The sequence below is a fragment of the Leifsonia sp. fls2-241-R2A-40a genome (assembly GCF_030209575.1).
GTDB lineage: Bacteria > Actinomycetota > Actinomycetes > Actinomycetales > Microbacteriaceae > Leifsonia.
Map to the genome: position 1 here is coordinate 3,543,767 of NZ_JARVRS010000001.1, position 19,072 is coordinate 3,562,838.

18 protein-coding genes and 1 tRNA gene are annotated in these 19,072 nt (G+C 69.8%); 7 read left to right on the forward strand and 12 right to left on the reverse strand.

The window, feature by feature from the left end:
• Positions 1–25 precede the first annotated feature (25 nt).
• Positions 26–1,444 (forward strand): proline--tRNA ligase, encoded by a 1,419-nt coding sequence (gene proS, locus QRN40_RS17470; RefSeq protein ID WP_285117204.1) that lies wholly within the window; start codon positions 26–28, stop codon positions 1,442–1,444.
• A 24-nt stretch (positions 1,445–1,468) separates the two neighbouring features.
• Here the strand turns inward: proS and QRN40_RS17475 are convergent, their stop codons facing one another.
• On the reverse strand, positions 1,469–3,700 hold the full coding sequence (locus QRN40_RS17475; RefSeq protein ID WP_285117205.1) for an ATP-dependent DNA helicase RecG: 2,232 nt from the start codon (positions 3,698–3,700) through the stop codon (positions 1,469–1,471).
• Positions 3,697–4,446: a tetratricopeptide repeat protein gene (locus QRN40_RS17480; RefSeq protein ID WP_285117208.1), complete on the reverse strand. Its 750-nt coding sequence runs from the start codon at positions 4,444–4,446 to the stop codon at positions 3,697–3,699. Before QRN40_RS17480 ends, QRN40_RS17475 begins: the two co-directional genes overlap by 4 nt.
• 49 nt (positions 4,447–4,495) lie before the next feature.
• Here QRN40_RS17480 and rsmD point away from each other — a divergent pair, with 49 nt between their 5' ends.
• A complete protein-coding gene (gene rsmD, locus QRN40_RS17485; protein WP_285117211.1) occupies positions 4,496–5,074 on the forward strand; it encodes a 16S rRNA (guanine(966)-N(2))-methyltransferase RsmD in 579 nt (192 codons plus the stop codon).
• A gap of 23 nt (positions 5,075–5,097) precedes the next feature.
• On the opposite strand, the gene thiL is transcribed toward rsmD, so the two are convergent.
• Positions 5,098–6,099, reverse strand: coding sequence for a thiamine-phosphate kinase (gene thiL / locus QRN40_RS17490; RefSeq protein ID WP_285117214.1), 1,002 nt, complete (start codon positions 6,097–6,099; stop codon positions 5,098–5,100).
• A 25-nt stretch (positions 6,100–6,124) separates the two neighbouring features.
• On the opposite strand from thiL, the gene QRN40_RS17495 reads away from it, so the two are divergent.
• Positions 6,125–6,622, forward strand: a complete 498-nt coding sequence (locus tag QRN40_RS17495; protein ID WP_285117216.1) for a DUF3515 family protein — start codon at positions 6,125–6,127, stop codon at positions 6,620–6,622.
• A gap of 268 nt (positions 6,623–6,890) precedes the next feature.
• Here the strand turns inward: QRN40_RS17495 and QRN40_RS17500 are convergent, their stop codons facing one another.
• The 8 genes from QRN40_RS17500 to QRN40_RS17535 all read right to left on the reverse strand — a co-directional run bounded on the left by QRN40_RS17500 (position 6,891) and on the right by QRN40_RS17535 (position 15,383).
• Complete coding sequence (locus QRN40_RS17500) at positions 6,891–7,988, reverse strand: D-alanine--D-alanine ligase family protein (RefSeq protein WP_285117217.1); 1,098 nt, start codon at positions 7,986–7,988, stop codon at positions 6,891–6,893.
• A complete protein-coding gene (locus QRN40_RS17505) occupies positions 7,900–9,030 on the reverse strand; it encodes an NAD(P)H-dependent glycerol-3-phosphate dehydrogenase (protein WP_285117218.1) in 1,131 nt (376 codons plus the stop codon). The genes QRN40_RS17500 and QRN40_RS17505 overlap by 89 nt, the downstream gene beginning before the upstream one ends.
• Positions 9,023–9,817, reverse strand: a complete 795-nt coding sequence (locus QRN40_RS17510) for a lysophospholipid acyltransferase family protein (RefSeq protein WP_502878927.1) — start codon at positions 9,815–9,817, stop codon at positions 9,023–9,025. Before QRN40_RS17510 ends, QRN40_RS17505 begins: the two co-directional genes overlap by 8 nt.
• A 120-nt stretch (positions 9,818–9,937) precedes the next feature.
• Positions 9,938–11,266, reverse strand: a complete 1,329-nt coding sequence (gene murA, locus QRN40_RS17515) for a UDP-N-acetylglucosamine 1-carboxyvinyltransferase (RefSeq protein ID WP_285117220.1) — start codon at positions 11,264–11,266, stop codon at positions 9,938–9,940.
• 38 nt (positions 11,267–11,304) lie between these two features.
• Complete coding sequence (gene leuD, locus QRN40_RS17520; protein WP_285117221.1) at positions 11,305–11,904, reverse strand: 3-isopropylmalate dehydratase small subunit; 600 nt, start codon at positions 11,902–11,904, stop codon at positions 11,305–11,307.
• Positions 11,904–13,388 carry a 3-isopropylmalate dehydratase large subunit gene (gene leuC / locus QRN40_RS17525; protein WP_285117222.1) on the reverse strand — a complete coding sequence of 495 codons (1,485 nt, stop codon included), beginning with the start codon at positions 13,386–13,388 and terminating at the stop codon, positions 11,904–11,906. Before leuC ends, leuD begins: the two co-directional genes overlap by 1 nt.
• Positions 13,389–13,563: 175 nt before the next feature.
• A complete protein-coding gene (locus QRN40_RS17530; RefSeq protein ID WP_285117223.1) occupies positions 13,564–14,319 on the reverse strand; it encodes a PP2C family protein-serine/threonine phosphatase in 756 nt (251 codons plus the stop codon).
• Positions 14,316–15,383: a TerC family protein gene (locus tag QRN40_RS17535; protein ID WP_285117224.1), complete on the reverse strand. Its 1,068-nt coding sequence runs from the start codon at positions 15,381–15,383 to the stop codon at positions 14,316–14,318. The genes QRN40_RS17530 and QRN40_RS17535 overlap by 4 nt, the downstream gene beginning before the upstream one ends.
• 208 nt (positions 15,384–15,591) lie before the next feature.
• Here QRN40_RS17535 and QRN40_RS17540 point away from each other — a divergent pair, with 208 nt between their 5' ends.
• The 4 genes from QRN40_RS17540 to QRN40_RS17555 all read left to right on the forward strand — a co-directional run bounded on the left by QRN40_RS17540 (position 15,592) and on the right by QRN40_RS17555 (position 18,864).
• Positions 15,592–15,825 carry a KTSC domain-containing protein gene (locus QRN40_RS17540; protein ID WP_285117225.1) on the forward strand — a complete coding sequence of 78 codons (234 nt, stop codon included), beginning with the start codon at positions 15,592–15,594 and terminating at the stop codon, positions 15,823–15,825.
• Positions 15,826–15,886: 61 nt separating this feature from the next.
• A complete protein-coding gene (locus QRN40_RS17545; protein ID WP_285117226.1) occupies positions 15,887–16,717 on the forward strand; it encodes an alpha/beta fold hydrolase in 831 nt (276 codons plus the stop codon).
• Positions 16,714–18,108, forward strand: coding sequence for a sensor domain-containing protein (locus tag QRN40_RS17550; protein WP_285117227.1), 1,395 nt, complete (start codon positions 16,714–16,716; stop codon positions 18,106–18,108). The genes QRN40_RS17545 and QRN40_RS17550 overlap by 4 nt, the downstream gene beginning before the upstream one ends.
• Before the next feature lie 186 nt (positions 18,109–18,294).
• Complete coding sequence (locus tag QRN40_RS17555; protein WP_285117228.1) at positions 18,295–18,864, forward strand: hypothetical protein; 570 nt, start codon at positions 18,295–18,297, stop codon at positions 18,862–18,864.
• Positions 18,865–18,950: 86 nt separating this feature from the next.
• On the opposite strand, the gene QRN40_RS17560 is transcribed toward QRN40_RS17555, so the two are convergent.
• Positions 18,951–19,026: transfer RNA gene (locus QRN40_RS17560), tRNA-Glu, on the reverse strand.
• Between the last annotated feature and the right edge of the window lie 46 nt (positions 19,027–19,072).

A 19,072-nucleotide genomic window follows, 5' to 3' on the forward strand; every position in this document is an offset into this window, starting at 1 on the left:
GCGAGGCGGCCGGTAGCGTAGCCGAATGGCGAACCGGTCGAGTGTGCTCGCGTCTCAGCAGGACGATTTCCCGCGGTGGTACCAGGACGTCCTGGAGAAGGCGGAGCTGGCCGACAACGGCCCGGTCCGCGGCACGATGGTGATCCGACCGTATGCGTACAGCCTGTGGGAGCGGATGCAGGCCGAGGTCGACGGTCGCATCAAGGCGACCGGGGCCGAGAATGTGTACCTGCCCTTGTTCATCCCTCAGTCGTATCTGGAGCGGGAAGCAGAACATGTCGAGGGCTTCAGCCCGGAGCTCGCGGTCGTCACTCATGCCGGCGGCAAGGAGCTGACGGAGCCCGTCGTGGTCCGTCCGACGAGCGAGACGATGTTCGGTGAGCTGATGTCGAAGTGGATACAGTCGCACCGCGATCTGCCGATGCTGCTCAACCAGTGGGCGAACGTGGTGCGTTGGGAGATGCGTCCCCGGCTTTTCTTGCGCACGTCGGAGTTCCTGTGGCAGGAAGGGCATACCGCGCACGCGAGTCGCGAGGATGCAGCCGCCTACGCTCTGCGCGTCCACCTCGACGTCTACCGGGACTTCTTGCAGAACGTGCTCGCGATCCCCGTCCTGGTCGGAGTGAAGTCGCGGCGCGAGCGTTTCGCGGGCGCGATCAACACGATGACCTGCGAAGCGATGATGGGTGACGGGAAGGCCCTGCAGATGGCGACCAGCCACGAGCTGGGCCAGAACTTCGCCACCGCCTTCGACATCACCTTCACCGGGCCGAGCGGACAGGTCGAGACGTGCTGGACGACGTCGTGGGGATCGAGCACGCGGATGGTGGGCGGCTTGATCATGGCGCATGGTGACGACCGGGGCATCCGGGTCCCCCCGCGGGTCGCGCCCGTGCAGGCCGTGGTCATCGCTGTGAAGGATGACGACGCGACGACCGCGGCAGCCGCGCAGATCGTCCAAGCCCTCACCACGGCCGGGGTCCGCACGCGGCTCGATGCTCGGACCACACAGGGCTTCGGCCGACGCGCCACGGAGTGGGAGCTGAAGGGCGTTCCTCTCCGCATCGAGATAGGCCCGCGCGACCTCGAAGCCGAGCAGGCGACGATCGTCCGCCGCGACAGCGGCGACAAGTCGGCAGTAGCGCTCAACGCGATCCCGGACCGTGTCCCGCTCCTCCTCGAGACGATGCACACGGAGATGATCGAGGCCGGCCGGCGACGCCTCGCCGCCCGGACAACGGACGCCACTTCCCTCGCGGAAGCACTGGAAGCGGCGCAGAGCGGATTCGCGCGGATCCCGTGGAAGGTGCTGCGCGAGGAGGGCGAGACCGAGCTCAACCGCAGAGCCGTGAGTGTCCGGTGCCTGCAGACAGCCGATGGTTCAGTTCCGACCGCGTCGACGGCGAGCGATGACCTCGTGGCGATCGTCGGTCGAAGCTACTAGCTGTCCGGACGCTGAGCCTGTTCTCTACGACTTGCCCAGGAAGGCGCGCTCGCTCTCGTCCAGCCGACGGGTCAGGGCCGCCAGCAGCGCCGGATGCTGAGCGAGTTCCGGATCGCTCTGCAGGGTCTCCTCGGCGGCGACCCGCGCTTCCGCGATCAGTTCGCCGTCGCTGACGACGCGGAGCAGCCGCAGCGACGAGCGCCCGCCCGACTGACGGCTTCCGAGCACATCCCCCTCGCGACGCAGTTCCAGGTCGATGTTCGCCAGCTCGAAGCCGTCCAGGGTCGCGGCCACAGCCTCCACACGCTCCCGCGCGAGACTCCCCTGCTCCGCGGCGGTGACCAGCAGGCACAGCCCGGGGATGCCGCCACGGCCGACGCGGCCGCGCAGCTGGTGCAGCTGAGAGACGCCGAAGCGGTCGGCATCCAGCACCACCATGGCGGATGCGTTCGGCACGTTGACGCCGACCTCGATCACGGTCGTGGCGATCAGCAGATCGATGTCGCCGGCGGCGAAGGAGCGCATGACCTCGTCCTTCGCGTCCGACCCCAGGCGGCCGTGCAGCACGCCGATGCGCGCGTCGGCGAACAGCGGGTCGGCGCGCACTTGCGCGGCGACCGCCTCCACGTTCGCGATCGGACGCGGGGGCGCGCCGTCCGGGCCGGTCTCCTCCGGCTCCGGCTCCTCGCCGTCGTCCTCGAGGTCCTTGCCGGAGATCGCCGGGCAGACGACGAACACCTGCCGGCCCTTCGCGATCTCCTCCGACGCACGCTCCCAGATCCGGCGCTCCCAGCCGGGACGGTCGGCCAGCGGGACGACGAAGCTCTCGATGCCCTGCCGTCCTGCCGGGAGCTGCGCGATGGTCGACACATCCAGGTCGCCGAAGACGGTCATCGCCACGGTGCGCGGGATCGGCGTCGCGGTGAGCACCAGCACATGCGGGGGCGTTCCCCCCTTCGCGCGCAGCGCCTCCCGCTGCTCGACGCCGAACCGGTGCTGCTCGTCGACGACGACGAGACCGAGATCGAAGAAGGTCACCGCGTCGCCCAGCAGGGCGTGCGTCCCCACCACGATGCGCGCCTGGCCCGACACGGTCCGCAGCAGCGCCCGCTTGCGCTCGGCCGTCGAGAGCTGGCCCGTCAGGAGGGTGGGCATGAGCTGGGCGGACATGTCGGGCCCGAGCATCGCCGCGATCGACCGCAGGTGCTGCGCGGCGAGCACCTCCGTCGGCGCCAGCAGCGCCGATTGACCGCCGGAGTCGGCGACCGCGAGCATCGCACGGAGGGCCACGAGCGTCTTGCCGGAGCCGACCTCGCCCTGCACCAGACGATGCATGGCGGCGGTCCCGCCGAGGTCCTGCGCGATCTCGCGGCCCACGACATCCTGATCGCCGGTCAGCTCGAACGGCAGGGCCGCGTCGAACCGCTCCAGCAAGCCCCCGGGAATCGCTTCGCGCGGTGTGGCGGCGACCTCCCGCGTTGCCGCGCGCTGCTGCAGCAGGGCCGCCTGCAGCACGAACGCCTCCTGGAACCGCAGCGCATCCCGCGCCCGCTGCCACTGGGAGTCCTTCTGCGGACGGTGGATGCCCTCCAGCGCGTCGCGGTACGACAGCAGTCCGCGCTCCTGCACGACCGTGTCCGGAACCGGGTCGGCCACCGGGCCGAGCGCGTCGAGCGCCAGCTCCACCGCCTTCTGCACCTGCCAGCTGGCCACCGTGCCGGTCGCCGGGTAGATGGGGATCGGCGTCTGCGCCCAGTCCTTCGCGGCCGCGCTGCCCGGGGTGACGGCGTTCTCGGCGTCCGGCTCGAACAGTTCGTAGTCGGGGTGCGCCAGCTGCAGCGCTCCGCGGTACGCCGACACCTTCCCGGCGAAGATCCCGCGGACGCCGGGGACCAGCTCGCGCGAGCGCCACGCCTGGTTGAAGAAGGTGAGGGTGAGGATGCCCTCGCCGTCCGAGATCTTCACCTCGAGGATGCTGCCCCGGCGCGCGCGCATCGGGCGGTCCTGCACGCGCAGCACCTCGGCGATGATGGTGACGTTCTCGTCGAGTGGGAGGTTCGCCAGCGCCGTCAGCTCGCCGCGCTTGGCGTAACGGCGCGGGTAGTGGTGCAGCAGGTCAGCGACCGTGCGCATCCCGAACGCCTTCTCGAACGCGGACGCCGTGCGACCGCCGAGCACGCCGCTCAGCCGCGAGTCGAGGCCCACGGTCCCGCCGTCGGCGGTGCCCGGGCCGGCCGGAGCGGAAGCGGAGGTCATGAGTCGATCGTATGACTCTCCTCCGGCACCCGCGTGAGGGCTGCCAGTTCGGCGGCCACCGCCGGCTCCTCCGGGCGCTGGGCGGCGAGTCCGCGCTGGATCACCAGCGCCTCGGAGGTGCGGCCCAGTTCGCGCAGGACCCGGCCGAGCGCCCAGCGGGCTGCGAACCGCTGATCGGCCGTGCCGTAATCGTCGGCGTACTCGAGCGCATCCTCGAACGAGTCCAGCGCGGCTCGGGGGTCCCCGTCTCCGAGGAGCACCCAGCCGCGGAGGCCGTGCAGCACGGCGCCCCACCGCAGGATGCGCGGATCCTCCGTGCCGTCGAGCTCGGCGAGGCCCTCGTCGATCCACTGCTGGGCATGCGGCCGGTCGGCGTCGGCGAGGACCAGCGCGGACTCGGCGGCGAGCGAGACGTCGCTCTCGCGGCGCGCCGCGTTCAGAGCGGCCTCCAGGATGGGGACGGCCTCCCCGGCGCGGCCGGTCGCGATGCGCAGGCGGCCGCGCTCCAGCAGCACTCGCACCTCGAGCACGGAAGCGGCGGGCTCCAGCGACTCGAGCAGCGCCTCGCCCTCCTCGAAGCGACCCTGCAGCCCCAGCGCACGCGCGCGCTGCGTCTCCAGCTCCGCCCGGACGACCTCCGACCGGTCCGGTTGCGCGGCGGCGGCAGCCAGCCGTTCTTCGGAGGCGATCGGGTCACCGGGGAGCCACAGCGCGTCGAGCTCTGCCTGCTCCAGGCGTTCCTCCATCCTCTTATTTTGGCGGCACCCGCGGTGCCGACGCTAGGCTCGGGGGGCCATGACCCGAATCGTCTCCGGCTTCGCCGGCTCGCTCGCCCTCCAGGTGCCCAAGAGCGGGACCCGCCCCACCAGCGACCGGGTGCGCGAGGCGCTCTTCTCAGCGCTGGATGCGCGGGATGCCGTCCGCGGGGCGCGGGTGCTCGACCTCTATGCGGGGTCGGGAGCCCTGGGACTCGAGGCGGCCAGCCGCGGTGCGGTCTCCGTGGTGCTCGTCGAGCGCTCCCCCGCCGCCGCGCAGGTGTGCCAGCGGAACGCCGCCGCGGTGACGTCCGCCGCGCGGGCCGCCGGCGGGACGCAGCCGACGATCGACGTGCGGGCCGCGTCGGTGCAGAGCTACCTCGCCGGAGCGGCCGGACCGTTCGACGTCGTGTTCATCGACCCGCCGTATCTGACGGGGGACGAGGAGTTGTCGGGCGTGCTCGCTTCTCTGGTGCCGCTGCTCGCCGACGACGCCGTGGTCTGCGTCGAACGCAGCGCACGCGATCCCGAGCCGACGATCCCGGACGGACTCGCCGTGGAGCGACGGAAGGACTACGGAGAGACGGCTATCTACTGGCTCGCTCCGGACCGGGCGTAGGCCGCTCGATCGGGTAGGCCGCGCTAGCCGCGCCCGCCGTCCCACTCGAGATACGGGTCCCAGCCGCCGCGTTCGTCGAACGGACGGCCGTCGACCAGGAGCCCGGCGCCCGCGCGGACGACGCCGACCGGGCGGAAGCCGCCGGGCAGCGGTGTCCCCGCAGGGAACGCCGCGAGCAGGCCGTGGTCCTCTCCCCCGGTGAGAGCGGTCCGCACATCCGTACCGAGTGCGGAGGAGTCGAGGTCGATGGCGACGCCGCTGGCCTCGGCCACGCGCCGCGCGTCGAGGGCGAGGCCGTCGCTGAGGTCCAGCATGGCGGTGGCGCCGGCGTCCGCGGCGAGAGGGCCGTCCGAGAGCGGCGGATGGGGCCGCAGCTGCGCCCGGACGGCGTCGGGATGCGCAGCGGCGACGGCCGCGAAGCGTTCCGGATCCGGCTCTCCTGTGGCATCCACCGCCTCGGCGAAGAGCAGGCGCAGGCCCGTCGCGGCCTCGCCCAGCGCGCCGGACACGGCCACGACATCCCCCGGCCGGGCACCGCTGCGGAGCACCGGGGCGCGACCCTGCAGGTCCCCGAACGCGGTGACCGCGATGGTCAGGGTCGCCGAAACCGACAGGTCTCCCCCGACGACGCCGCACCCCGGCTGAAGCTCATCGCACGCCAGCCGGAAGCCGTCCGCGACGCCTTCCAGCCAGGCGACCGGTGTCTCCGGCGGAGCCGCGATCGCGACCACGAGGGCGGTAGCAACGGCACCCATCGCTGCGACGTCGGACAGGTTGGTCGCCGCGGCCTTCCAGCCCAGGTCCTCCGGGCCCGACCACGCCAGCCGGAAGTCCGGGCCGTGGATCATCATGTCGGTGGTCACGACGAAACGCCCGTCGGGCGCAGCGAGCACGGCGGCGTCGTCCCCCGGACCGACCACGGTCGCCCGGGACTCCGGGAGCCGCGGGAAGATCCGCCGCAGCGCCTCCCGCTCGGACGCCTCCCCGATCGTGATGCCGGCTGCGTCGCTCCCAGAGATTCCCATGATCTGAAACGGTAGCCTGAAACCGATGAAGTCCCGTCGCCGTGCCCTCCCGGCCGTCCTCCTCGCCGGCGCCGCCCTGCTCCTTGCAGGATGCGCGCCCACCGTCTCGCTCGACCCCGCGGCGAACAGCAACGCCCCCGGCTGCGCCGAGATCAGCGTCCGGCTACCCGACAGCGTGGCGGACAAGCCGAAGCGGGAGACGGATGCGCAGGCAACGGGCGCCTGGGGCGACCCGGCAGCGGTCATCCTGCGCTGCGGCGTCCCGCCGATCGGCGCGACGACGAAGCCGTGCATCGCCGTCAACGGCGTCGACTGGGTGCTCATGACGGACCCGGCCGCCAAGACGATCGTCTACCAGACGTTCGGCCGCACGCCCGCGACCGAAGTCATCATCGACCACGTCTCGGGCGTGTCCGACTCGTCGGTGCTGCCGGAGTTCGCGAGCGCGATCTCGACCGTCAAGCAGACGCAGAAGTGTCTCTCCACCCTCGACACCGACCCGACGTCGACGCCGGCGCCCTGACGCCTCTCCCGGCTGCGCTCCCCCGTTGCGGTACTCCGGCCGTCATGAGCGGAGGAACCCGGCGGTCGCGCCTCCGCTTACCTCCTCCGTTCCGGGCCTCCGCCCGGCGTGTCGCCCGCGCATTCCTCCCTCCTCGACGGCGTTCAGAAGGGAGGAGGTTGCGTTCGACACGCCGGGGTCAGACGCGGAAGGGAGGACGGGACGACGTATGGGATGCGCAGAGTCCTCCGTTCGGGACGTGACGCGGGGCAGGAGGGGTGGGTCGACGTCAGGCGGCGGCGCGGGCCAGCGCGACCTGGATGAGCTCGTCGATCAGCGCCGGATAGCTCAGCCCGGACTCCTGCCAGCAGCGCGGGAACATCGAGATCGGCGTGAAGCCCGGCATCGTGTTGATCTCGTTGATCACGAAACCGTCCGCCGTCAGGAAGAAGTCGACGCGGGCCAGGCCCTCGCCGCCGATCGCGTCGAAACCGCGCACGGCCAGGTCTCGCATCTCGGCGAGCTGCGCATCCGTCAGGGCGGCCGGGCAGACCAGGTCGATGCCCGGCGCGTCGAGGTACTTCGCCGCGAAATCGTAGAAGTCGCGCCCGCTGATGACGATCTCGCCCGCGACCGACGCACGCGCCGGCTTCCCCGGACGGCCGCCGAGGACGGCGATCTCGACCTCGCGGCCGGTGACCATCGACTCGATCAGCACGCGGTCGTCCTCGGCCAGCGCCGTCTCCATCGCGCCATCGAGCTCCGACCAGTCCTTCACCTTGGTCACGCCGACGCTGGATCCAGCACGGGCCGGCTTCACGAACGCGGGCAGCCCGAGGCCGCGCACCGCCTCGCGGACGGCGTCGGAATCGGTGGCCCACTCGTAGGCCGTGACCGTCCGCCACGGTGCGACCGGGATGCCCGCCTGCTGCAGCACGGTCTTGGTGAAGTGCTTGTCCATCCCGAGCGCGCTCGCGAGCACACCGCTACCGACGTACGGCAGTCCGACGAGCTCCAGCATCCCCTGCAGGGTGCCGTCCTCTCCCCACGGGCCGTGCAGGATCGGGAAGACGATGTCGACCTCACCCAGTGACGAACGGGTGCCGTCCTCACCGACGACGGTCAGCTCGCGAGTGGCGACGCTGTCCGGCCACAGGATGCGCGTGCCGTTGTCCTCGACCTCCGGAAGATGCTCGGCGTTCAGCGCGAAGCGGGACGCGTCGTCCGGCTGCAGGGTGAAGGCGCCGTCGTGCGTGATCCCGATCGGGATGACGTCGTAACGGCCGCGGTCGATGGCCTCAAGAACGCCCGCCGCCGTCGCGCAGCTGATCGAATGCTCGCTTGAACGACCCCCAAAGAGAAGCGCGACCGCGACCTTGTCCGTCATCTAGTGTCCTTTCGCCTTGCGGCTCGCCCGAATCCGTCGTGAGATGCGGTGCGATGTCCTTCGGATCGAGCGTACCGGCGAGCACTTGGCTCACCTGACGGACGATCGGCATCTCGACCCCGCGCGCCTCCGCGAGGCTCAGGATGGGCGCGACGGACGCGAGGCCCTCCGCGGTCTGGTTCATCTGCTTCACGACGTCGTGGAAGCCGTAGCCCTGGCCGAGGAGACGGCCGGCGGTGTTATTGCGGCTCAGCGACGACTCGCACGTCGCGATGAGGTCGCCGAGGCCGGCGAGCCCGGACAGCGTCTCCGGCTTGGCGCCGTAGGCCACAGCGAAGTCGGTCATCTCGACCAGGCCGCGCGTGATGATCGAGGCCTTCGTGTTCTCGCCATAGCCGACACCGTCGACGATGCCGATCGCCACCGCGATGAGGTTCTTGAGCACGCCGCCGAACTCGGTGCCGATCACGTCGGTGTTCACGAAGCTGCGGAAGTAGCGGTTCGTCGCCGAGATAGCGACCGCCTGCGCCGTCTCCAGGCTCTCGGACGAGACGACCGCGGCGGTGGGCTGCTCGCGCGCGATCTCCAGCGCGAGGTTCGGTCCGGACGCGACGGCGATGCGCTCCGGCTCGACGGGCAGGCCCTGTGCGATCACCTCGCTCATCCGCAGACCGGTCCCCTTCTCGACGCCCTTCATCAGGCTGACGACGATCGTCTCCGGCCCGAGGAACGGGATCATCGCCTCGAGATTGGAGCGGAGGGTCTGGCTCGGGATCGACACGAACACCTGCTCGGCGTCGCGCATCGCGTCGCCGAGCCGGGAGGTCGCGCGGAGGTTCCGCGGAAGGTTGATGCCCTCGAGATAGTCGCTGTTGCGCTTCACCTCGTTGATCTCGCGCGCGAGTTCCGGGCGCCGCGCCCACAGCACGACATCGGAGCCGCCGTCGGCGAGGATCTTCGCGAATGTGGTCCCCCAGCTGCCGGCGCCGAGGACGGCGATCCGGCGGGGGCGGGCGACGGGAGCCTTCACTGCTTTAGCCATCGAAGCGGCCGGTCTCCTTCTGGTTGTGCTGCGACGGATCCCAACGGACGGCCGGGGCCTTCTCGCCGCGGAGGTCTTCGAGGAGGTCGGTGATCGCATCCATGATGACCGCCGTCGCCTCGGTCAGCGTCGCGTTGTCGAGCGGACGACCCGCGAAGGCGGAGAGGTCGACGGGATCGCCGATCTTCACGTCGATGGTCTTGCGCGGGAACCAGCTGATCTTCTTCGCGTAGCGCGCCATCACCTGCTGGGTGCCCCAGTGCGCGAGCGGGATGACGGGGATGCCGAGCTCGAGCGCCATGCGAGCGGCGCCCGTCTTGCCGCGCATCGGCCACATCTCCGGGTCGCGCGTGAGCGATCCCTCCGGGTAGATGACCACGATGCGGTCCTGCTCGACGATCTCGCGGGCCGCCTCCAGCGGGGCCGCACCGCGTGCGCTTCCGCCGCGCGACACCGGCACCTGCCCCGATCGCCGCAGGAACCACCCGAACACGGGGATCTTGAACAGGCTCTCCTTGGCGAGGAACCGCGGCAGCCGGCCCAGCTTCCAGGCGACCATGCCCACCATCACGGGGTCGATCTCGCTGTAGTGGTTGGGCGTGAGGATGTACGCGCCCGTACGCGGGAGCTTGTCCCCATCCACGATCCGGAACCGCGCGAGCAGGCTGCCGATGGGCACGATGATTCCGGCGAGCACCCAGAACACGGAGGGGCGGCTCTTCTCGGAACGCTGCTTCTTCACGGGCGAATCGGTTTCTGGCACCGTCCCATTATCCGCGACCCGCATGGCGCTGGGCGCATGTGCCGCGGGTCGGCGGAGTTCCGGCGACAACCGAGACGGCCCGCACCGTCAGGTGCGGGCCGTCGAGCGGTTCAGAGCGGTGGCGGTTCAGAGCGGTGGGGCTGTTCAGCCCTCGAGGACGAAGTCGGCACCGAGCAGCTGCAGCTTGGTGATGAAGTTCTCGTAGCCGCGGCTGATGATGCCCACGTTGCTGACGGTCGAGCGGCCCTCGGCCGTCAGAGCGGCGATCAGGTGGCTGAAACCGCCGCGGAGGTCCGGGACCTCGATGTCGGCGCCGGTCAGCTGGACCGGGCCCATGATGACCGCGGAGTGGTTGAAGTTGCGCTGACCGAAGCGGCACGGGTGCCCACCGAGGCACTCCTTGTGCACCTGGATCTTCGCGCCCATGTCGTTGAGGGCATCCACGAAGCCGAAGCGCTGCTCGTAGACGGTCTCGTGCACGATCGACACGCCCTCCGCCTTCGCGAGCGCGACCACCAGCGGCTGCTGCCAGTCGGTCATGAAGCCGGGGTGGACGTCGGTCTCGATCACGACCGGCTTCAGCGGGCCACCGGGGTGGAAGAAGCGGATGCCGTCGTCGTGGATCTCGAACGCGCCGCCGACCTTGCGGAAGACGTTGAGGAACGTGAGCATCTCGGGCTGTCGCGCACCGCCGACGTAGATGTCGCCGCCGGTCGCGAGCGCTGCGGCCGCCCAGCTGGCGGCCTCGTTGCGGTCGAACAGCGCGGTGTGCGTGTAACCGGTCAGCTTGTCGACGCCCTCGATGCGGATCACGCGGTCGGTGTCGACCGAGATGATCGCGCCCATCTTCTGCAGGACGTTGATGAGGTCCATGATCTCGGGCTCGATCGCCGCGCCCTTGAGCTCGGTGATGCCGTCGGCACGGACCGCGGTCAGCAGCACCTGCTCGGTGGCGCCGACGCTCGGGTACGGAAGCTCGAGCTTCGCGCCGTGCAGGCCGTTCGGGGCCGTCATCCGGATGCCGCTGGGGAGCTTGTCAACGACCGCGCCGAACTTCCGCAGGACCTCGAGGTGGTAGTCGATCGGGCGGTCGCCGATGCGGCAGCCGCCGAGGTCGGGGATGAACGCTTCGCCGAGACGGTGCAGCAGCGGGCCGCAGAACAGGATCGGGATGCGGCTGGAGCCCGCGTGCGCGTCGATGTCGGCCATGTGCGCCGACTCGACCGCGCTCGGGTCGAGCAACAGCTCGCCCTCCTCGGCACCGTCCGTCACCTTGACGCCGTGCACCTCGAGCAGTCCGCGCACCACGCGGACGTCGGAGATGTCGGGCACGTTCCGCAGAACGCTCGGGCTCTCGCCGAGGATGGCCGCGACCATGGCCTTCGTGACGAAGTTCTTGGCGCCGCGGACCTCGATGCGGCCCTGAAGGGGGCGGCCGCCGTTGATCGTGATGCGGTCGCCCTTGAGGCCCACGCGCGCTCCTGCTGCCTGTGCGTCCTGAAGAAGTGATGTCAAAGTTTCACCGGGAGGGTCGTGGGCCGCCAACTGGCGCGGCCCGATTCGTATTCGGAGATTCGCGCCTCGTCGCGCAGGGTCAGGGCGATGTCGTCCAGCCCTTCGAGCAAACGCCAGCGAGTGTAGTCGTCGATGTCGAAAGACACCTGGACCTCACCGACGGTCGCAGTCTTGGCAACCAGATCGACCGTCGCCGGTATTCCCGGCTGGGCTTCGATCGCCGCCCAGAGGCGCTCGGCGTCCTCTTCGGTCACGATGCCCGTCAGCAGCCCCTGCTTGCCCGCGTTCCCGCGGAAGATGTCCGCGAAGCGGGGGCTCAGGACAACGCGGAAACCGAAGTCGCGGAGCGCCCAGACGGCATGTTCGCGTGACGAACCCGTCCCGAAGTCGGGGCCGGCGACGAGCACGGTCGCACCCTGGTATTCGGGGCGATTGAGGATGAACTCGGGGTCCTTCCTCCACTCGTGGAAGAGGGCGTCCTCGAAGCCGGTCTTGGTGACGCGCTTGAGGAACACCGCCGGGATGATCTGGTCGGTGTCGACGTCGGAACGACGGAAGGGGACGGCCGTTCCGGTGACGGTCTCGAACTTGTCCATCAGGCGCCCACCTTCTCTCCGATGCGGGCGTCCGAGCCGCCATCGCCCGGCGTGTCGCCGCCTTCGGCCTCCAGGTCCCAGGGGCTCGACAGCGTTCCGCGGATTGCGGTCGCGGCCGCCACCAGCGGCGAGACCAGGTGCGTGCGGCCGCCCTTGCCCTGCCGACCCTCGAAGTTGCGGTTCGACGTGGAGGCGCAGCGCTCCCCCGGTGCGAGCTGGTCGGGGTTCATGCCGAGGCACATCGAACAGCCCGCGAAACGCCACTCGGCGCCGAACTCCTCGACGATCTTGTCGATGCCTTCGGCCTCGGCCTCGATGCGCACGCGCGCCGAGCCGGGGACCACCATGACGCGCACGCCATCGGCCTTCTTGTGCCCCTTGATGATGGAGGCGAACGCCCGCAGGTCCTCGATCCGGCTGTTGGTGCACGACCCCATGAACACCGCATCCACGGGGATACTCTTCATCGGCGTTCCGGGCTGCAGGTCCATGTACTCGAGCGCGCGCTCGGCGGCGGCGCGGGCGTTGGGGTCGGCGATCGCCGCGGGGTCCGGGATCGACTGACTCAGCGAGACGCCCTGGCCCGGGTTGGTGCCCCAGGTGACGAACGGCTCGATCTCGTTCGCGTCGAGGTAGACCTCGGCGTCGAACACGGCGTCGTCGTCGGTCTGGAGGGTCTTCCAGTACGCGACGGCCTCATCCCAGTCGGCTCCTTCGGGCGCGTGCGGGCGCCCCTTCAGGTAGGCGAAGGTGGTCTCGTCGGGCGCGACCATTCCGGCGCGGGCGCCGGCCTCGATCGACATGTTGCAGATCGTCATCCGGCCCTCCATGGAGAGCGAGCGAATGGCGCTGCCGCGGTACTCGAGCACATAGCCCTGGCCGCCGCCTGTGCCGATCTTGGCGATGACGGCGAGGATGATGTCCTTCGCCGTGACGCCCGGACGCAGTTCGCCCTCGACGGTGATCGCCATGGTCTTGAACTGCTTCAGCGGGAGGGTCTGCGTGGCGAGCACGTGCTCCACCTCGCTGGTGCCGATCCCGAAGGCCATGGCGCCGAACGCGCCGTGCGTCGAGGTGTGCGAGTCGCCGCAGACGACCGTGATGCCGGGCATGGTCAGTCCCAGCTGGGGACCGACGACGTGGACGATGCCCTGCTCGACGTCCCCGAGCGAATGCAGGCGGATGCCGAACTCCTCGGCATTGCGGCGCAGGGTCTCGATCTGCGTGCGGCTGGTGAGGTCGGCGATCGGCTTGTCGATGCCGATCGTCGGCGTGTTGTGGTCCTCGGTGGCGATGGTGAGGTCGGGGCGGCGAACCGGCCGGCCGGCCATCCGGAGGCCGTCGAAGGCCTGCGGGCTGGTCACCTCGTGCACCAGGTGCAGGTCGATGTAGATGAGGTCGGGCGAACCCTCCTCGCCCTTGGCGACCAGATGGTCGTTCCAGACCTTCTCGGCCAATGTCAGTGGCCCGATGGGGGTGCTCATGTCTCTTACGAACTCCTTAGCGTGTGAACGGATCAGCCGTCGACGGACTCCGCGGCGAGGGTGGCCTGATGCTAGGACTCGCCGCGGCAGCTAAGAAGGAGAAGACCCGCGTACACGAGACACAGGGTATCACCGGCCGCGCGCGACCCCGGTCAGGACCGCTGGACCTGCCGCCTCAGGCGGTCGACGCAGCGTCATCCCCCGTCACCGTCTCGACGACGATGACCGTGATGTTGTCGTGCCCGCCCGCCTGGTTGGCGGCATCCACCAGCGCTGCGGCCGGATCCGGGTGCCCCTGGGCGAGGATCTCCGCGATACGCCGGTCGCTCAGCTCACGGGTGAGTCCGTCGGAGCAGATCAGGAAGACCTGACGGCCCTCCTCCGGGATGAGCTCGCTGTCGGTCTCGACGAAGTCCTCCGCGCCGAGGGCCCGCGTGATCACGTTGCGCTCGGGATGCACGGCAGCCTGCTCGTCGGTGATGAGCCCCGCATCCACCAGCTCCTGCACCGCGGAATGGTCGACGGTGAGCTGGCGGAGGTCGTGGCCGTTCCAGAGGTACACCCGCGAGTCGCCGACGTTGACGACCATCCACTGCTCGGCCGCGAGCTCGGGCACGCGGACGCGGACGATCCCCGTCAGCGTCGTCCCGGCGACGGCGGCACCGGACTCGTCGGCACCGGACAGGGAGCGGACGGCGGCGTTGGCCTCGTCGATCGCGATCATGACCTCGTCCGGCGTCGGCCGCGTCCCCGGCTGCAGCGTCCGCGCGAGGCTCTCGACGGCCGTCCGGCTCGCCAGGTCGCCGCGCGCGTGCCCGCCCATGCCGTCCGCGACGACGAAGACCGGGTCCTCCGCGAGAGCGCTGTCCTCGTTGACGTGCCGGACCGCACCGGTGTCGCTGCGGAGGGTCACGCCGACGAGAGAGCTCATGTGCGGGGGTCCTCCTGCGTGCCGTCGACGGCCTGGTTCTGGGCTCCGTCGTCCTCCGAATCGTCGCCGTGGATGGCCGCGGCGACGCTGGTGCCGCTCATCCTCAGCTTCACCAGACTTGCAATCGTAGCGACAACCATCGAGCCGACGATCACGATGAGGGAGGTCCAGGTGCTGATGTCGGGCGCCCATTCGATGTGCTCGCCGCCGTTGATGAACGGCAGCTCGTTCTCGTGCATCGCGTGGAAGACCAGTTTCACGCCGATGAACGCGAGGATGAACGCGATCCCGTACTTGAGGTAGACGAGCTTGTCGAGCAGGTGCCCGAGCAGGAAGTAGAGCTGCCGCAGCCCCATCAGCGCGAACACGTTCGCGGTGAACACGATGAACGGGCTCTGGGTGATGCCGAAGATCGCCGGGATGGAGTCGAGCGCGAACAGCAGATCGGTGGTTCCGAGGGCCAGGAACACCAGGATCAGCGGAGTGAACATGCGCCGGCCGGAGACGGTCGTGCGCAGCTTGTTGCCCTCGTACTGGGTCGAGACCTTAAGGTGGCGGCGCGCGAAGCGGATGAACCAGGTGTCGTTCTCGCCCTCGTCGTCGTGGCTGCCGAACGCCTGGTTGAACGCCGTCCAGAGCAGGAAGGCGCCGAAGAGGTAGAAGATCCAGCTGAAGCTCGCGATGAGGCTTGCGCCGAGCAGGATGAAGATACCGCGGAAGACCAGCGCCAGGATGACGCCGACCATCAGCACCTCCTGCTGATACTTCCTGGGCACGGCGAAGCGGCCCATGATGATCACGAAGACGAAGAGGTTGTCGATGCTCAGGCTGTACTCGGTCAGCCACCCCGCCAGGAACTGCCCGGCGTGCTCGGCGTCGCCGATGAGGAGCATGAGCAGCGCGAAGATCAACGCCAGCGCGATGTAGAACGACACCCACAGCGTCGACTCTTTCGGGCTCGGGATGTGCGGCCGCTTGTAGCTGAGGATCAGGTCGAACGCGAGGATCGCCAGCAGGACGACGAAAGAAGTGATTTCGAACCAGAGGGGCAGGGCGACTTGCACGGGGCAACCTTTCGAAGGCGTCGGACATCGACCGAAAGTCTCTCCCGCACCTGATGGTGCCGCTGTGCCCGGGCCCCCTGCGTCGCAGACCGTGATGACGTGCACAGCGCCGGCTCTCCGAGCCGCCGTGCCGCCTGCGCCTCGAGCCGTCCGGGATACTCCCCTTCGCTACGGACAGCGTAGTGGAGCACGGGGGTATCGTGCTGGCGTGGAGCGGGAGGCCTTCGACAGCTCGGTGATCGCATCGGCGGGATACGACGCTGCGGTCCAGACGCTGGAAGTCGAGTTCGCGTCGGGCGAGATCTACCGGTACCGCCTCGTCCCTCGCCGCGTCTGGCGCGAGCTGCGAGACGCCGACTCGGCCGGCGCGTACTTCAACGCGGTCGTCCGCGACCGGTACCCGGAGGAGTGGATGCCGCATGGCGCGACTCCGGCGTCCTGATGCGCTGGGAGGCCTCATAATGAGGCGGGAGGGGAAACCCTCGGAGAAGATGGGATCCCGCATGGTTCGGTCGGCAGAAGCCGTCGGCGTGCTTCGGCGCAACAGCGTTCGCGAGTACGGGAATCCCGCCGGACGCCCGATCGTGTTCGCGCACGGTTTCGGGTGCAGCCAGGAGATGTGGCGCCGCGTCGTCCCGCACTTCGAGGCCGACTTCCGCGTGATCGTGTTCGATCACGTCGGGGCGGGCGACTCGGATCTGTCGGCCTACGACCGGAGCAAGTACGACTCCCTCCACGGCTACGCGGACGACGTCCTCGAGATCCTCGACGCACTGGATGTGGACGACGTGGTCTTCGTCGGGCACTCCGTCAGCGCGATGATCGGCGTCCTGGCGGCCAACCGCTCCCCCGGACGTTTCGGCCAGCTCGTCCTGGTGGGCCCCTCCGCCCGCTACATCGACGACGGCGCATACGTCGGCGGCTTCACCCGACCGGACATCGACGGCCTCCTGGACGCGCTCGACGCGAACTACCTGGGGTGGTCGCAGGCCGTCGCGCCGATGATCGCCGGCGACCCCGCGCATCCCGAGGTCGGCGCCGAGCTCACCGAGAGCTTCTGCCGCACCGATCCGGCGATCGCCGCACACTTCGCCCGCGTCACCTTCCTCTCCGACAACCGGGCGGATCTGGAAGACGTGACGGTTCCCACCGTCGTGATGCAGTGCTCGGAGGACAGCATCGCGCCCCGCGAGGTCGGCTGGTTCGTGCACGAGCACATCCGCGACAGCGCCTTCGTGCAGTTGAGCGCGAGCGGGCACTGCCCGAATCTGTCCGGTCCTGACGAACTCGCGGACGCCATCACGGCACGTCTGATGGGACCGACGCCGCGGTGACCCGAGCCGACGCGATCTCGCCGGCCGACCTGTACGACCGCGTGCCCTGCGGGCTCGTCACCGTCACCGCGAACGGGCGGATCATCCGCGCGAACGAGACGTTCCGAGCCTGGACCGGTCTCGGTGGGGATCGCCTGCTCGGGATGCCGCTGACCGACCTGCTCGAGCCCGGTGCACGCATCTTCCACGAGACCCGGTTCCTGCCGATCCTGCAGCTGAAAGGCGAGGTGCGCGAGGTCGCGCTGTCCATCCGGACGTCGCAGGATGCGGGCCTCCCCGTGCTGGTCAACGCGGTCGTGGATGCGGCCGGCGACGAGCCGCTCACGCACATCGCGGTGTTCGACGCCAGCCTGCGCCAGGACTACGAACGGCAACTGCTCGCCGCCCGCCGGATAGCGGAGAGCTCGGAGGCGCGCACCCGGGTACTGCAGAACGCCACTACAGCGTTCGGCGCCAGCGAGACGATCGATGGGCTGGCGCAGGCGCTGGCCACCAGCGTGCACACAGGGCTCGGAGCCACGGCGGCGGCCGTCGAGCTCGGCGGGCATGCTGCGCAGGTCGTCGGTGCGTCGCTGGACGACGCGCTGCTCCCGGAGGTCCTCGCGGACAGGATGCGGGATCGGTCCCCGGACGACGAGACCGTTCTGCTGGTCTCGGCACGCGACGCCGCTGACACGGCGGGAACGCCCGCCGCACTGCGCGCGGCACGCCTCGACACCGTCCTGCTCGCGCCGCTCGTCAGCGGCGGCACCACCGTCGGGACCCTCGCCTGCTACTTCGCCCGGCGACCGGACCTCGACGAGAGCACCACGGACCTGGTGCGCTCGCTCAGCCGACAGGCTGTGCAGACGTTCGCGCGCCTCCAGTTGCAGGCGCAGCTGGCGGTGCTGGCGCTGTACGACCCGCTGACCGGACTCGCCAACCGGAATCTCCTGCGCGAGCACCTCGCCAAAAGCATCGAGGCGGCGCTCGAGCGCAACGAACCGCTATCGTTGATCTTCGTCGACCTCGACGACTTCAAGTCGATCAACGACGACCTCGACCACACGGCGGGCGACACCGTGCTGAAGCTGATCGCCGCGCGCCTCGCGGGAGCGGTCAGGGGCGACGACCTGGTCGGTCGCTTCGGTGGCGACGAGTTCATCATCGTCTGCCGGAACACCGACTTCGAACGGGCCTCAGTGGTGGCCGAACGCGTGCGACTCGCCATCCGCCAGCCGCTCGCCGCGGACGGCTGGCAGCGCACCATCACCGCCAGCGTCGGCGTGACGGTCCGTCCCGCGGGGTCCGCCCGGCCCCTCGTCGGGAGCGACCTCTTCCGGGTGGCCGACCGGGCGATGTACCGCTCGAAGGCCCAGGGCAAGGACCAGGTCAGCGTCATCGCGCTGTAGCCATCGCGAATCCGCTATGCGGTCGCAACACCGGCATCCGGCATCCGGCATCCGGCGTCCCTTGCGGCAACACCATATGCGCGCGGAACGACCGGCGCGGAGACGTGGAAAGCCGGGTCCTGCGGCGTCGCGGAGCCGCGGGCGAATCCGGATAGGCTCACCCTCGACCGACCGGGAGGACATGCGATGACGGACATGATGGGCACCACGGCAGTCACCGAGGGCTCCGCGACGCTGGGTCCCCGACCGATGCAGGTCACCGTCGCCTTCTGGGTGTTCCTCGGGCTTGTCGCGATCAGGCTCGTCCTGCTTCCAGCCACCGCCATCCAGCAATGGTCTGTCACCGATCGCGTCATCGCGCATACCAGCGCGAAAGACGGTGCGCGCGTGAGCGACGCTGCAGCGGGGACGCTGCATGCCATCACCATCTTCGGCGACCTCATCGTCGTCGCCCTGTTCGGCCTCTGCCTGCTGGCAGCGTTCCGCATCCGGCGCGGCGCGGGATGGGCGCGGGTCGTGCTGACCGTCCTGGGCGCCGTCTCGTTTGTCATCGCCGCCTTCGGATGGCGCAGCCCCCTCGCTCTCGCCCTCGCGGCAGCAGGAGCCGCGGGCACCGTCCTCCTCTGGTCGGCACCCACCAATAGGTGGTTCCGCGCCGCCCGGGCGATCCGTCTCGCGGAAGCGCAGCGTCGTGCCCAGAGTCTCGGATCGACGGGAACCGCCCCGCTCGACGCGCCGCAGCCTCCCGGCGCCTAGACCGGACTCGTCGCGAACCCGATCGGCGTCACCAGCCGAGCAAGAAAAAAGCCCGCTTCCCTTGCAAATAAAGGGAAGCGGGCTGTTGGTGACCCCAGCGGGATTTGAACCCGCGTTACCGCCGTGAGAGGGCGACGTCCTAGGCCGCTAGACGATGGGGCCGTCTGGCAACTAGAAAATCATGCCACAGATGGGGTTCGGGTGCCAA